The organism is Diplocloster modestus (assembly GCF_019042245.1).
GTDB lineage: Bacteria > Bacillota > Clostridia > Lachnospirales > Lachnospiraceae > Diplocloster > Diplocloster modestus.
The window spans coordinates 101,705-117,591 of the sequence record NZ_JAHQCX010000013.1; the positions used below are offsets into that span (position 1 = coordinate 101,705).

9 protein-coding genes and 1 pseudogene are annotated in these 15,887 nt (G+C 46.2%); 3 read left to right on the forward strand and 7 right to left on the reverse strand.

Annotated elements, in window-relative coordinates; translation table 11 throughout:
- Positions 1-14: 14 nt before the first annotated feature.
- On the reverse strand, positions 15-1,226 hold the full coding sequence (locus KTH90_RS17315) for a Gfo/Idh/MocA family protein (protein WP_238727125.1): 1,212 nt from the start codon (positions 1,224-1,226) through the stop codon (positions 15-17).
- A 246-nt stretch (positions 1,227-1,472) separates the two neighbouring features.
- Between KTH90_RS17315 and KTH90_RS17320 the strand changes: the two genes are divergently transcribed.
- Genes KTH90_RS17320 through KTH90_RS17330 form a run of 3 tightly spaced genes read left to right on the forward strand, consistent with a single transcriptional unit; the run spans position 1,473 to position 6,167 of the window.
- Positions 1,473-3,194, forward strand: a complete 1,722-nt coding sequence (locus tag KTH90_RS17320) for a cache domain-containing sensor histidine kinase (protein WP_238727126.1) — start codon at positions 1,473-1,475, stop codon at positions 3,192-3,194.
- A gap of 40 nt (positions 3,195-3,234) precedes the next feature.
- Positions 3,235-4,884 (forward strand): response regulator transcription factor, encoded by a 1,650-nt coding sequence (locus KTH90_RS17325; RefSeq protein WP_238727127.1) that lies wholly within the window; start codon positions 3,235-3,237, stop codon positions 4,882-4,884.
- Positions 4,881-6,167, forward strand: coding sequence for an ABC transporter substrate-binding protein (locus tag KTH90_RS17330; RefSeq protein WP_158355586.1), 1,287 nt, complete (start codon positions 4,881-4,883; stop codon positions 6,165-6,167). Before KTH90_RS17325 ends, KTH90_RS17330 begins: the two co-directional genes overlap by 4 nt.
- Positions 6,168-6,286: 119 nt before the next feature.
- On the opposite strand, the pseudogene KTH90_RS17335 reads toward KTH90_RS17330, so the two are convergent.
- From KTH90_RS17335 to KTH90_RS17360, 6 genes and pseudogenes are all read right to left on the reverse strand, one after another.
- Positions 6,287-7,258: pseudogene (locus tag KTH90_RS17335) on the reverse strand (family 43 glycosylhydrolase).
- Between the two features lie 63 nt (positions 7,259-7,321).
- Positions 7,322-9,367 carry an RICIN domain-containing protein gene (locus tag KTH90_RS17340; protein WP_238722750.1) on the reverse strand — a complete coding sequence of 682 codons (2,046 nt, stop codon included), beginning with the start codon at positions 9,365-9,367 and terminating at the stop codon, positions 7,322-7,324.
- Positions 9,368-9,921: 554 nt separating this feature from the next.
- On the reverse strand, positions 9,922-10,908 hold the full coding sequence (locus KTH90_RS17345; RefSeq protein WP_238727128.1) for a LacI family DNA-binding transcriptional regulator: 987 nt from the start codon (positions 10,906-10,908) through the stop codon (positions 9,922-9,924).
- Between the two features lie 1,675 nt (positions 10,909-12,583).
- Entirely contained in the window at positions 12,584-14,104 is a 1,521-nt protein-coding gene (arfA, locus tag KTH90_RS17350; protein WP_238727129.1) for an arabinosylfuranosidase ArfA, read from the reverse strand.
- Between the two features lie 15 nt (positions 14,105-14,119).
- Entirely contained in the window at positions 14,120-14,947 is an 828-nt protein-coding gene (locus tag KTH90_RS17355; RefSeq protein WP_158345560.1) for a carbohydrate ABC transporter permease, read from the reverse strand.
- Entirely contained in the window at positions 14,940-15,842 is a 903-nt protein-coding gene (locus KTH90_RS17360) for a carbohydrate ABC transporter permease (RefSeq protein WP_238727130.1), read from the reverse strand. The genes KTH90_RS17355 and KTH90_RS17360 overlap by 8 nt, the downstream gene beginning before the upstream one ends.
- Positions 15,843-15,887: the final 45 nt, after the last annotated feature.

The following is a 15,887-nucleotide window of genomic DNA, read 5'->3' on the forward strand; positions in this document are numbered from 1 at the left end:
TCACCTCCGCCGAATTAGCCAAAATCCGGTACACAAATCGCCTTGCCTCCTGCTAAAGCGGACTGGTGTGCGCAGATGCCGACTCCTGTCCAATAAGCTCCAGCGATGTCATCCGGTATACAGGGTCTGTTTTCAATGATCGATCGTATAAACTCATGTACCAGATGTGGATGCGATCCTCCATGGCCTCCTCCTTGAGTAAAGGACAAATGTTTATTTTCATTACTGTACACTGTTTTTTGTGTAAATTTTGCTATCTCTTCAGGCAGCAAATATCCGTAATCCGGAATTTCAACTCTTTCCTCACATATTTCACTTCCTCTTCGGTAACTTTTCGGTTCATGAGCTGCTTTATAAGTTTCTACTTCTTTTAATTTCCCTGTTCTAGAATAAATTACCGGTTGTTCGGATGCCAGCTGTTGCCATTCAAAGCTCATTTCCTCACCATACACGCGGAAACATTCCGAATAACTTCTTGCCACACCGTATAGGAATCTCTCAAGCTCTATCGTGAGATCCGAATCTTCCAACTCGATTAAAGCCGTCTCAAAGGCAAACGGTGATCCGTACCGGCCAGCCAGAGATTCTCTTATTTTTCCGGAACCTCTGCCATATACTTTGACCGGTTTACGCCCCGCAAGCATCAAGCATGGAGCGACCGCATGTGTCGGATGCATCAGCGGCGGAAAACCATTCCAATATTCCGGCCAGCCCTCCATATCCTGGTAGTGAGCGCAAGACATATATTGAATTCTGCCCATGTCTCCCTTTTCATACAACTCTTTGATATAAAGGAATTCCCTTTCGTATACTGTTGTCTCCATAAACATATATTTTTTTTGGGCTTTTTTCCTGGCTTCTATTACCTGATATAACTCATCAATAGACATTCCCATCGGAATTGTGCATCCGCAATGCTTTCCGGCATTCAGCACCTCAATTGACATAGGCGCATGGGTAGCCGGAGGAGTAACAAGGTGTACCGCATCTATTTCCGGGTCCGATAAAACTTCACTTAATTCCCTTTTGCACTGCAGTTTATCCAAGCTATAACGTTCCTGTACAGCCTGTAACAGCTGTTCGTTTGAGTCCACTACATAAAGCGACTCGACATCCGGATGTTCCAAATAAATTGGTACAAATTCCATTCCAAAGCTTAGTCCAACTATTGCAACTTTTAATTTCCTCATTCTGTGCCTCCTCAATACTAATTTTTTCTTTTCCATGCATTCTGCTGTCTTTCTTTCCCCTCTGATGTCCATCATTATAGCATCTGTTTAAATCACAAAAAATGGACAATGCCCGGAACTTTTGGACTATTCCTAGAACTTATTTGTATTGGTCAATTTGTATAATATTTCAATTGCAATCTCTTCTTTTCTGTGCTATTCTTATACAAAATCCCTTTTCTGGCATCTGTACCAAATTCCCCCTGAAATAATCACCTGCTGATTTGGGAGGCGCATGATAGTATGAAACAAAAGTCTCTGAGGTACCGGCTCCTTTTATATTTCACTTTGATTGCTATTATTCCGGCATTTGTGACAACCAGTATTACCTTTTTCCACAATCAAAAAGATATCCAAAATTCCGTCATCAACGACAACCAACAGATGTTGTCACAGGTGATGGAAAGAATCTCTCATAAAATCAGTCAGGTAGACGATTTTTCCAATTGGATCTGCCAAAACCCGGGTATTCAGGATTTATTAATACTTCCGTCAGAAAATGTGAATTCTTATACCCTCGCAAAAGCGCAGACTATCCGTGAGCTGAGGCTTCAGTCCTCGTACCGGCCTATCTCCGAATATATTCTTTCTCTTTTCATAGTTGGGAATAATGGTGCGGATATCCGCGACGGCCCGGAAGCATCTCTGGTAGATATCAATATCCTGCATAAATCTATGAACCGATTTTCTGTCGGATATTGGAGCGGTATTATGGAAAATCTCACTCCACTTTCGGATAATCAGTCGGTACTTATGTACTGTCATCCCATTTTAGACCCCTTGTCCCATGCGATAACAGGGCACGTTGCTATCCTGTTCTCTGAGAACTTATTTCTAGATGAATTTAAATATTTTACACAAAGTCCCGGAAAATACGCCCTGCTTAAGACAGACCACGGCCAAATACTTTCACTTGCTGGTCCCAAGAGCCAGGAACAGGTCATCGATATCTTATCCGACTTAATGAAACAAGAGGCTTCTCCTGACTACTTCACCCTTAACGTTATCAATTCTGTGAATCGTTTAACCATTCAGGGACTGGTATCTACTGAGCCGATGAGACAGCAGATAACTACTACCACCATGTCTATGATTCTATTAGTCTGCATCTCCCTGGCCATTACTTTATTATTAGCATATTTTCTTTCCATTCATTTTAATCGTCCGATTGTACAAATGACTGCTAACGTGCGTTATATATCCAATGGCCAATTTCTCAAGGTTTCTGCTATTGAAGATCAAAGCGAACTCGGAGAATTAAACAGGCATATTATACAAATGAGTCAAGATATCGTTCAACTTATGGAGGATCAGAAAAAACGAGAAAAAGAAAAAAGATATCTGGAAATGCGAATTCTTCAGGCACAGATTAATCCCCATTTTCTCTATAATACGCTAAATTCTATTAAATTAATGGCCTCCATGCAGGGAGCTTATAATATCTGCAGTATGGTAGAAAAACTAGGGCAAATGTTAAGAGTAAATCAACAGATCCGTGAAGAATGGATTATGCTGGAAGAGGAACTTGCTCTTCTTGAATCATATATTTATATCCAAAATATTCGGTTTAAGGGAAAAATCAGGTATCAGGCTCAAATGACCGATCATAATCTTGGAAAATTGAAAATTTTAAAATTTACTCTCCAGCCGTTTGTTGAAAATTCTATTCTTCACGGATTATCGCCGAAGCAGCAGGGAGGATCCATCCAAATCCTCTGTGACCTGACTAAGGAATATCTACGTATACGTGTTTTAGATGATGGAATCGGAATAACGCAGAACAAGCTTCATGAAATCCAGACAGCATTGGATCATTCGGACAATACTGAGGAAGAAGGTGGGATAGGTATCCAAAATGTATTCCGGAGAATTAAACTTCGTTGTGGCTTGCAATATGGGATCTCTATTAACAACCGTCCAGAAGGAGGCGTTTGCGTTACGGTGCTCCTTCCAGTTACCCGCTAAACAAAGGAAATTAATAAAAGAACACCTATGTGGAGGAAATATGAATATTTGTCGAATTTTGATTGTTGACGACGACGCGACTATGAGAATTGCGTTAAAATCTCTCATAGCCTGGAAGCAACATGGTTATGAGCTAATAGGGGAAGCTGCTGATGGAAAATCTGCGCTTGATATTGCTAAGGTTGAATTTCCCCATATTATTATTACAGACATGAAAATGCCTGTAATGGATGGTTTGACACTGATCCGGAAAATTTATGAAGAAGGCCTTCATCCGGTCTTTCTTGTACTTAGCAGCTACGACGACTTTGAATTGGTTAAATCTGCCCTTAAATTAGGAGCCTTTGATTATCTACTGAAATTGGAATTAGAGTCCACCGTATTATTAAATTGTCTGAATGAAGCCCGTAATCAGATCACTGCGGACCCACATCAGGTAATTTCGCACAGGAGCCGGCTTGAAAAACAAAACCGTCTCTTAAAAGATATTCTCTGCAATATATTTTACTCGGAGTCCGAAATGAAACTGGAGATGGAAGCATGTGGAATGTGTTTTGATACTCTTCCCATTTACTGTTTTTTTATTAAAGCGGGAGATTTATACAAATTTGAAGAGAACACAGAAGAAGAATATGATACTTTTCGTTTCAGCGTGTTAAATGTTGTCACAGAAATCGTACAGGATTGTTTTGATGCTTATTGTGTAGAGGGAAAAACCGGGGAATTCTATGTACTGGCATCTTTGAAGAAATTTTTAACGGATGAATCTCCCCACTCAATCATGGTATCCACAGTAAGAAGAATACAAGAGATGCTTAGGCAGTACTTGAATCTTCCTTGTGTGATCGGAATCAGCGAGGGCGGATTGTCTCTTAAGGAATTAAAGCTATCCTGCCGTCAGGCCTCTGAAGCTGTACGCACACAGTATTATATGAGCCGTCAGGATATTATTGAATGGAAAGACTGTCATACTCCTATTCAGCAGGACTTACTCATGAACGATCGTGTCGAGGTTTTACAGGCCAAGCAACAGTTAAAAAATGCTTTATTGACTTTAAATCTAAATGATACCGTATCAAGTTTGAGACAATTTAGTTCCCTGATCTGTGCTACTGCTTTTCAGTTGAATATGATACTTTTTCTGGTTTTAGAGATATTTATCTGTGTTCAGGAAGTGTTTGATCAATTTGGTATAGAATCTAAAATCATCTTGAAAAAGAGCTGGAAAAGCTACTATTTCTTTTTATCCATTCAGGATACAAAAAAAGCACAGCTCTGGATCAACGATCTTATAACCGATTTAACAGAATATATCCATGAGGAGAACAATAAAGAATACCGTCGTATCATAGAAAGAGCTAAAAAAATCATTCATCGTTATTATTCCGAAAAGCTGTCTCTAACCTATCTGGCTAATGAAGTACACCTGAATCCCTCTTATCTCAGTACACTGATGAAAAAATATATCGGTATGAATTATTCTGAATATCTGACTTATGTCCGCATAGAAGCAGCGAAACAAATGTTGACCAACTCTGATGAAAAGATATCAGTTATAGCGTCACAGGTTGGATACGATGATCAGTTTTATTTTAACCGTCTTTTCAAACGTACGGTAGGAATATCACCAGGAGAATACCGCAAGCGCACAGGCAGACAGGAAAAAAGCGAGGGAGGTACCGCTACATGAAAAAAAGAATTTCTCTTTATATTTTTTTAACCAGTTTTCTGTTCATCATACTTTTTCTATATCTTTGGTTTAATAATGAGAATGAGAATAAAAATCCTGGTACGGTTAAAACCATTCTCCGGGTGGCTATGTGGAAAGATTCCTCCACCGACAAAAATCTGGATATTATCGAATCCTTTATGTCTATGTATCCTGACGTTCAGGTCGAAGTAGTTACCTTCCTTCCAGATACATATTCTTCAAGTTTAGATACCCTATTGAATGGACAGCAGCCTGTTGATGTCTTTTTTATTCATGAGCTTACACAGTTAACTAACCTGAGCGAAAAAGGGGTTTTAAAACCCCTTGATTTCTTGTTCTCACACAGCGACATGGACCCGGGACAATATCTATGTCTGGACTCTTTAAAAAATCCTGATGATGGGACTCTGTATGCTCTACCATATAAGATAAGTAAAAATGTCCTTTATTATAACCGGTCTCTATTTTCCTCCTCCGGTATCCGTTGTCCTGATAAGATAATAACCTGGTCCGATTTTCAGGAACTGGGACAACGCCTTACCGAACGCTTAACAACCATCGACCCGGAGATGCGCGGAATACTCCTGCTTCCACATGCCAGACAACTAATCAGTATGACTTTGAATGAACCCCTGAACCATACGGCCAACATCCCCGATTCACTAAACCAGGGACTGGAATTGATGTTAGATATACAATCACAAGGTTCAATGGTGCCTTTCTCCTATGCCTACGAAAAAAATTTTTCAGAACAGGTATTTGAGAATGGTAAATATGCGATGTTTCTATCGGACAATGACTTTATCCGGACATTGGCAAAGGATGCATCCGAAGGTAAATACTCTTTTGAGTGGGGAGTCGCCCCGCAGCCGCAATGGTCCTCAGAGGAAACGTTGGATAAATATATACAGGTTGTGCCCATTTGCATTTATCGCTACACTGATCAATCTGATGCGGCATGGAAATTTCTCTCCTTTTTATGCGGAAAACCTGGTGCCACTTTACTGGCTGAAGATCTCTTGATCCCTGCTTATACCGATTCCGGAATTCAGACTACTCTCATAGAATCAGCCAAGGAATATCGGATAGATGAAAGTTTGTTTCATAGTTTGGATAAGCAATGGATTGCCGCATATACTTACCGAGAAGCAGACATGATTCCGATCATATACGATACCTATATGAATATGCTTATGGGGCTTCTCACCCCTGAGGAAGGCTTGGAGTATATAAGACAACAGCAAAGCTTTATATCTGAGTAATGCAAGCACCACATGGATCTATATTTCTATAAGATAATAGCACCTTCGTTTACCACGCTTTAAATGGATATTGAAGGTGCTATTGCAGATTTAAGTGACACCAGATTTTATCTTGTTTGTTACAGTGCAGGTGTAAACACAGGATATCCCCGTTCATCCCACTTCATTTTCATCAGATAGGCATGGCGGTTGGGATCATACAGCGGATCTCCCACTATATCCCGGTAGGGCCTGGCATGATATACGCAGATATCGGCATTTCCCGTCTCATCCACAGTAAAGCTGTTATGTCCCGGCCCGTATATGCCTGCCTCCTCCTGTGTCAGGAAGACCGGTTGTCTTGATTTTTCCCAGTTTTCCGGGTCCAGAAGATCCTGGTCCTCCCCGATACTCAACAGACCCATGCAGTAGCAGGCTCCGGTAGCGCTGGCCGAGTAGGTGAGAAACAGCCTTTCTCCATGCCGGATCACAGCGGGACCTTCATTGACCCAGAAATCCTCCCGCTCCCATTTATAATCGGGAGAACTTAAAAGAACCTGCTGGGTCCCCAGTTTCCAGGGAGTCTCCATTTCCGCTATGTACAGATTTGAGATCTTCTTCCCGACACTCACCTTTTCCGCCCATACCGCATATAGCTTTTCCCGATGGGTGAAAACCGTCATATCCAGAGAAAAATCCTGAAAGGTAAATTCATCATATGGCTGTATCTGTCCCAATTCCTCCCAGCGTCAGGTCATCGGGTCTTCACCGGTGCATCTTATCACGTAAGGACGTATGGCCCAGATATCCTCGACCGCGCCGGCCGCAAAATAAATATACCAGGCATTATTAAGATAATGCAGCTCGGGGGCCCAGATATGGCAGCTCATAATTCCGCTCTCATGCCTGCGCCACAGGACCGCCTCTTCCGCATCCGCCAGTTCCTGCAGGCTTTTTCCTCGCCTGAGAATAATTCTGTCATACTCCGGCACCGATGCGGTAAAATAATACATGCCGTCCGTATGCCGGTAGACATAGGGATCTGCCCGTTGCATAATCCATGGCTGTACAGCGCATGGTTTTTTTGTATTCGTCTGATTTTGGTATAACATCGCTTTCCTCCTAAATGCTTCGAACTTTCCCTCTATCTTAGACTCCCCCCGATATTACAATTACTAACGCGTGCTTTCTTTTACCAGAGTCCATTTCTGGCAGTCGTAACCGGTATCTCCCCACTGTCCGGCTTCGGCTCCCAGCTCGGTGGAATTCCCGGCGATTTCCAACAGTTTCTGGCTGTTCTGGTTTTTGATGTAGAAATAACCGCCGGACACCTCTTCAAAGGACCAGATCTGCGTCGGGCTGCCGCTGTACGTGTATTGTACCGCCTTTGCTCCGTCGGCCGTGGAGGCATTCTGAATCTGGCAGTATTTACCGCTGTTCCGGTTCATCAGAGTGCTGCCGCTGCCAGACGCTTTGATTTCCCAGAGCTGGCAGGGATATACGGTCTTGGAATACTGGCCTAACACCGCGTTGTCCGCGGTTCCCATACTGGGGGTCTCCAGATACATCCCGCTGTTTTTATTTTTAATCATAAAATCACGGTTCAGATCCGTCCCTGCTTTGCCAACCATGATACAGTCCAGTTCCGCGTAAGTTCCGTTGAAGCTCAATTGGATGGTATTATTGCCGGCATTCAAGGGACAATTAAAAGAGGCCCACTGATACCGGTTCCAGTCCGCAGTCGCCGGGTAAGTTACGGTGGAACTGCTGCCGCCGTTCACCGATACTTTATGGCTGCTGTTACCTCCTGTCCCGTTATTATAGCGCACATAGACCGTATAGGTTCCGCTTTCCGGAACAACCACCTTATCAAACAGTACCTTGCTGTCGGAATAGTTAATATATCCCACTTCATATCCGCCGGAGGAATCATAACATTCGATAGTCTGTACATTGGTCAGATTTGCATTCTCCGCTTCATATAACGCGTAGGTCAGCGGCAGCGTCCCGAACCGGACATCGATTCCCGATCCGTCGGGACTTAGTATGTTGGCCGACTCATATAATACCGTGTCATCCACATTTGTCTCAATACACTGGCTGAACGCATCCAGATACTGGATTCCTTCCGCATCCCAGGTCAGCGGCTGCGGGTATCTCTCCCACGGTCCCTCTCCCAGATTATAGTTGACGAAGAAATTCTGACCACCCTCCTGGATATCGCCGTTCTTATTGATCGCCCATTTGGAGCCGACGATGACCATTCCGTTGGGGCCGCCCGCGTTTACCCATTTCACATAGGGGGAGGAGCCCAGGCACAGGCCATCCTCCGTCTCCAGTAAAGTCCCCACATCCGATGGATTCCAGGCCAGTCCGTCGTCGGAAGTTTTGTAATACACGATGGAACTGTTCTGGCTCAGGCTTGGTTTATTTACCACCTCATAGGTAGCGATATACTTTCCGTTCGGCATCTGATCTACCGTAACCATACCGGGACGGTCGTTCTGGTTCCCCACAGCCACGATATTCTTAAGTTCGCTCCAGTTCGTCCCATCAGAGGTATACCTAAGGCTCAGGGCCTGCAGGACTCCATTGGCCTTCTGACGCTCATCGGAATACGCGCAGACCAGATGTCCGTAGGCGTCCATATACAGAAACGGTTCCCAGACAGTCGTAGTGGTTGAGGTCGGAGACGGATCATAGTCAAAGGGACCTCCGGTATCCACTGTGCTCACATAGTCCCAGGAGCTTCCCTGGTTCGCGCTCTTATAGATCACGATTCTGGAGGAAGACTGATCATCCGGAACCAGGTTCCCGGCCAGCAGGACCGTTCCCTTCGGCAGATTACCGACTGCCTGCGGAAGCTCGAACAGCATAGGCTGCGCCTTTCTGTTGGTGCCGAACACGGTATCCTTCACATCCGAGACATGGGACCAGGTATTCCCATTATCCGTACTCCGGTAAATCGGCCATACCTGCTCGCCGTCTACCCAGGAATGCTGATCGCAGGTCATCAGCAGCGTTCCGTTCGCATTTCCGCTGTTCTTCAGGCACAAAATTCTGGTATAGGTAATTGCCTGTTCTTCAAAAGCTGTCTGAAAAGAGATACTCATTGCCGCTGTTCCATTGCCCGTCATCTGAGCCAATGCCGTGACTGAGCTGCCAAAGACCATAGCAGCCGTCAATAATAACGCAAGAATCTTTTTTAATCTTTTGTTCATTATTACCCCTCCTGAATTGTTTTGCGTACACGTGTCCACTAGCTATATTATAGCCTTTGCGCAACTTTCTGTCAATCTGAATGCCTTGTTTTTGGCATAGGCATATTTACCAATCTTTCCGGAGCCAAGCTCACAGATCTCACAATAGCCGGGCTTTTACGGCCCTTTTTTTCTGATACGTGTCGAAATATGTAGAAGGGTTCCTTCCGCAAATGATTTCCTACTTCTGCCATCAAGCAGAACGGTCGAAAGATCAATTACTATGATTTTCTGACCCGTATGGAGTATGAGGACTGCAATCAAGCAATCCGACGGATCGTGCCAAGGATCGATATGGAAAAAATCCGTGCATTTCTTAGGGAAGTCCCGTATATCTGCGAACTGCAAAAGGAATTTTATGGCCGGTATATCGAAGCGCGACGCGATAAAATTCTAAAGCCTGTATTTGATATGATTTCCTCATAAGAACGGGAATCCGTCGCTTTGACCATAGGAAGGATCAAAGAGAAACAGCGGCTTAGATTTCAGAGCCGCCGTTTCCTAATTATCATATACTATAATGTTTCCCCATCCACAGGGATATAATCCACGATCCTCTCGGCGGGCACCTCTTCCTCATCCATCAGCGCGAACAGAAGATCCACCGCGTTCCTGGCCACTTCTTCCACAGAATTATAAATCGTGCAAAGCTTCGGAGAAATATACCGCAAAATATCAATATTATCGAATCCCATAATACCGTAATCCCGCTGCACCTTTTTTCCCCGCTCCCGGAAATACTGCATAATCTCTAAGGCAAATATATCGGCTGTGCAGAAAAATGCGGTTCTTCCCCCCGCTTCCTCAAGCTCCTGAAACGCCTTTTTTGCATAATCCCAGCCATCAATGATCACGCTTTTTACGGCGGGATGTTTTCGCATTGCCTTTGTAAACCCGGCCGCCCTCTCCTCATGGACATATACATTTTCTCTGGCGGCATCCGCAAGCGGCGGACATACCAACACCACTTTCTCATACCCTTTTTCAATGATCTGTTCCGCGGCCTCATAAGTTGCCTTTTTCCCATTGATCCCCACAAAAGGCAGATCCTTGGCCACCTTATTATCAATCGTAACCACCGGCGTATTCAACCCTCTGAGAAATTTCCGGTAATCCGTACCTTTGCGTATGGAAGATAAGATAATTCCATCCACCCGGTAATCCACCAATCTGCAGAGCTGTTCCTTCTCAATATCCGCATTATTCTCATGGAATGTAATATTAACAGAGTACCCCTTTTTTCTCGCTTCCCGCACAATCGCGTTCAACATCTGCGAGAAATAGCGGTTGTCCGAGTCCATAATCACGACTCCGATATAAAACGTCTTCCCGGTCACAAGCCCTCTGGCCAGCAGATCCGGCCGGAAATCATACTCCTTGGCCTTTTTCAGAATCATCTCTTTCGTCTCCGGATTAATCCTCCCGGTATTATATAAAGCCCGGTGCACCGTTGTCCTGGACACCCCGCACAGTTCCGCCAGTTCTTTCGATGTGATTCCCATATCTCCTCCACACACCTTTACTCATTTTTTCTTACAACCCTGTCTCTTCATCCGCTAGCTTTCAATAGCTTCCAACATACACATGATACTTTCCCCTATTATAGTCCTTTCTTCCGGCGGTTGTCCAGAAATATTGCTTGGGGACTGGGGTGGGGTGGGGCCGGGAGGAGAGGGCGGCGGCGTGATCCGGGGCGGGACGGCAGCTCTTGCGGGGGCAAATCGCATCGGCCGCGCCTAAGAACGGGTAACTCCGAAGAGGGCGAAACCTCCGATTAGCAGAACCCGGGGCAAACTCGCCATAAAACGGCTCAGACAGTGCCCCGGGTTCTGCGAGGTTTCGTCCTCTTCTGCGTAACCCGTTCTAAGGCACGGCCTCAAGCGATTTGCCCCCGCAAGAGCTGCCGTCCCGCCCCGGATCACGCCGCCGCCCTCTCCTCCCTACTCTATTACAGGCCAGGTTCCATGATCTGTGAGATCAGGTATTGGGACTTATGATGATAGACTGAAATTCGGACTTATGATGGTAACTATAATAGTATTAGCTATGGTGCTGTGTATTTCGTGGTTTACGAGAAATACCGGCTTGCTGTTATGGAATATACCGAAAACCCGCCACAGTGGGCGGGTCAATAGATATAACGACTTAGTGTTTTACTATGATTACTTTAACATTTCCTGCATTTTCAATATCTCGTCTAAATTCTTCCCCGTTTTGAATGAAGCCCAAATCGTATATAACAAATAATTGTCGTTCATATTGTTTACTAAAAGCTGTAATATCTGCGCTTATTTCTTCAATCACTTTTGATTTTCTACCTTCCCGCAGAAATTTTTACCTCAATGCACAATCGTAATTTAGGAATAATGAAATCTGGTATGTAGTCTCTTCCAGAAATTCAAAGTTCCCCGTTTTCCTGTCATAATCGGTTCCTTTATTTAAACCTCGATTAGCAATAAAGACTCAATGGCATTTTGAACCTCTCTCTTTCTGGGGTTTCTCAAATATTACCGTACGCAACCGAGAATGCAAAAAATATTCAAGATTATCATTTTCAAGATTATCAAATTCATCATCCGCAAAACTACGCTAGCCTCTAAGCTTGAATAGAGCATTTAGCAGCGAGAACTCAACCGCTTGTGGCCGGGCTTTAGGGTCGGGGCTCCGAAGCGGACGAAACCTCGCAGAAGCCGGGACGGTTCCTCGGGGATGGGTATGTCTGCCGCTTCCGGCTGGTATCCGTGGGCGGTATCCGGGGATGCTCCCGGCCGCCGGGGTCTTTGGTGTCTCCCTGGGAGCGCATAGGGCGGCTGTGCATACGCTTAGTGGAATCGGAAAGCCGGGTTCAGGATGACCGGCGGACTTCACGTCCGACGGGCAAGAGCCTCTGAACCGGGAACACATCACGTGTTCCTGGTGAATAGGCTCGGTTCCTGAACCCGGCTTTTCGATTCCACTTAGCGTATGCCAGCGCAAGCCCTCCGCGCTCCCAGGGAGACACCAAAGACCCCGGCGGCCGGGAGCATCCCCGGATACCGCCCACGGATACCAGCCGGAAGCGGCGGACATACCCACCCCCGAGGAACCGTCCCGGCTTCCGCGAGGTTTCGTCCGCTTCGGAGCCTCTCGCCCTAAAACCCAGCCACAAGCGATAGGCTCCCTTTGCTTCTTCTCTCTCTACTCCTGAACCGCGATGCGTATCATGTTCCAGGAGAGAGGTTTTAAATCACAGGTTACCGTATGGTTCACAGGGTCCGCTATGAGGTCCTGGAGTTCACGGGGAACTACGGTGTCGTGCCGGTATTGGTTTGTGGCTTTTTTGTCCTCGGAGGTCAGCTCTATGTGCTGGACCGGTGTTCCTGCCCCGAAGTCTTCCAACCGGATGCAGAAAGGTATGGTCTCATCTTCGCTTCTGTTTACCAGGAAGACGGCGATCTCGCTCCGGTCCTGATTGTATACCGCTACACTGTCCAGGTAGGGTACCTGTTTGAACTCTTCTGCGTCGTAGGTAGGACAGTCCAGGACGGATTGAAGGGTTTGGCCTCTTCCATAGCGGGACATGTAGGAAAACGGATAGAAGATGGGCTGTACCCATACTTCGCCGCCCTGTTTGGTCATGATCGCGGCGCTGATGTTGGTCAGCAGGGACTGGCATGCGATCTTGATGCGGTCGGAGTATTTGAGGAAGTTCATCATCATACTGGCGAAAAGCAGGCTGTCCTCCAGGCTGTAGATCTGTTCGCTGATCTTTGGCGCGATCTGCCAGGGCTTTTCGTCGACCTGGGCGGCCACCTCTTTGTCTGCCATAGACCAGACTCCCCATTCGTCAAAGCTGATGAAAAGTTCTTTGTCGGACCGCTTTTTGGCTTTTACGTAATCGCAGGTGCCGATTACCGTGCGGATATAATTTTCCATATCCAGCGCCTGGGCCAGGAAATAAGGCGTGCCCCGATCCTGGCCGTCGTAGTATTGGTGCAGGGATATGTAGTCTACATAGGGATAGGTGTATTCCAGGGTCTGTGCCTCCCACTCGGGATAGGTGGACATGGACGATTTGGAACTGCCGCAGGATACCAGCTGGATATCGGTATCTACCAGTTTCATGGCTTTGGCCGTCTCCTGGGCGATACGTCCGTATTCTTGGGCTGTTTTATGGCCCACCTGCCAGTCTCCGTCCATCTCATTGCCCAGACACCAGGTTTTGATCCCGTAGGGCTTCTCCACTCCGTGCTCTTTTCTGAGATCGCTGTATAAGGTACCGCCGGGTATGTTGCAGTATTCGACCATGGAGACCGCGTTTTCGATCCCCTTGGTTCCCAGATTTACCGCGAAGACCGGCTCTACTCCGGCTTTCTTAGCCCACTTCATAAACTCATTGATGCCGAATTGATTGGTTTCGATGGACCGCCAGGCGATCTCCAGACGCCTGGGCCGTTTTTCCGCGGGGCCCACCCCGTCCCGCCAGTCGTAGCAGGAGACAAAATTGCCTCCGGGATAGCGTACTCCGGTCACTCCCATCTCTTTTACTTTATCTAATACGTCAGCCCGAAATCCATCTTCGTCCGCGGCCGGGTGGCCGGGTTCGTAGATTCCCGAATAGACCACGCGTCCCATGTGCTCCACAAATGAGCTGTATATCCGCGGGTCGATCTGACCTTTTGTAAAATTTCTGTTGATGATCATAGATGCTTTCTTCATCGTTTTTCTGCTCCTTTATTCCTTCATGCCAGCGGTCGCGATGCCTTCCACGAAATATTTCTGACAGAATATGTATAGTATTAGCAATGGTGCCAGCGAGATCATGGTCGCCGCCAGAGTCGGTCCGTATTTGATCACTTTATTTCCCACCAGGACGGCCAGGCCTGCGGACAGCGTCCGCTTGTCGGCGGAACTGGTCAGCATCAGAGGATATAAAAGGTCGTTCCAGTTATTCATAAAATGAAAGATTCCAAGGCTGGCAATGGCCGGTTTACATAATGGGAGCATCAAAGACCAGTAGATCCGGAACTCTCCCATCCCATCCATCCGCCCGGACTCTTCGATTGATTTCGGAAGTCCGGCGAAGAAGGAACGCATCATATAGATACCGAAGGCGCTGGTGGCCCTTGGCAGGATCAATCCGGCATAGGTATCCAGCAGGTTGAATTTGTATACCTCAATGTATAACGGCGTCATGATAATCTGGAAGGGTACCATCATCGTCAGCAGAATAATGGAAAAGATCAGTTTTGATCCTTTGAAATTCATTCGCGCGAAGGCATAGCCCGCCATGGAATCAAAGAATACGCTGATCACCGTTACGGCTCCGGCAAAAATAAAGGTGTTTTTCGCCATCTTAAAGATTGGAATGCTCTTCGTGACGTGCTGATATTGTTTCAGCGTCCACTCCGTCGGGAAAAATTTCGGCGGATACTGGATAACTCCCACATCGGTCTTAAAAGACGAGACAAACAGCCAGATGATCGGGACCAATACGCTGAGGGCGATCAGGAAGGTCAGGACAAAGCCTACGATTTTGACCGGTTTCACTTTTTTAGTCATTGGCTTCCTCCCCCTTGTTTAGCACAAAACGCTTCAACACAAAAGTAACAATGGCGATGATGACAAACAGATAGACGGAGATCGCCGAGGCATACCCCAGATCATAAGGCGCGGTCTGGAATCCTCTGTCATAGATATACTGAACCACCGTTTCCGTACGGTTAAGCGGCCCGCCCTGGGTCATGACGTAGGTCTGGTCAAAGACCTGCAGGGAACTGATCGTGGTCGTCACGATGCAGAAGCTGATCGTCGGAAAGATTCCGGGGATAGTGATATGTATAAATTTTTTCCACTGGCCCGCGCCGTCCATATCGGCCGCCTCATACAGGGAGGACGAAATATTCAGAACCGCAGCCGTCAGAAGCGTCAAGGTATAGCCAAATCCCTTCCAGGCCGTCACGGCAATGACCGTGGGCATAGCCAGATTCGGGTCCTTTAAAAAGGAAATCGAATCTATCCCAATTTTGCTGAGCCAATAGGGAACCAGGCCCATATTCGGGTCCAGCATCATGGACCAGACGATACCCATGGCCGTCATGGAGCAGACAAATGGCAGATAGTAGGTCGATCTCAGTAATTTCGTGTATTTATTGTTTTTCGCCACATACATGGTCAGCATAAGCGCCAGGCCCACCTGGAGCGGAACTTCAAAAAGGGTAAAATAAAAACTGTTGAACGTCGCATTTGCCACTCTGTGATCCGAAAATAATTTGACAAAATTATGGATCCCCGCAAAAGAAATATCCTTCATAAAAATATTCATGTTCAGCAGGCTGATCACAAGGGAAGCTCCCAGAGGTATGAACACAAAAACCGACAGGATAATCATCGACGGTAGGATAAACAGATACGCCTGTCTTTGCTGATGGGGCCGGAATTTTTTCTTTTTGCTCATAATCTGCTCCTTTTTTTCGGCCCCCGGCCTTATCAGCCGGGAGCC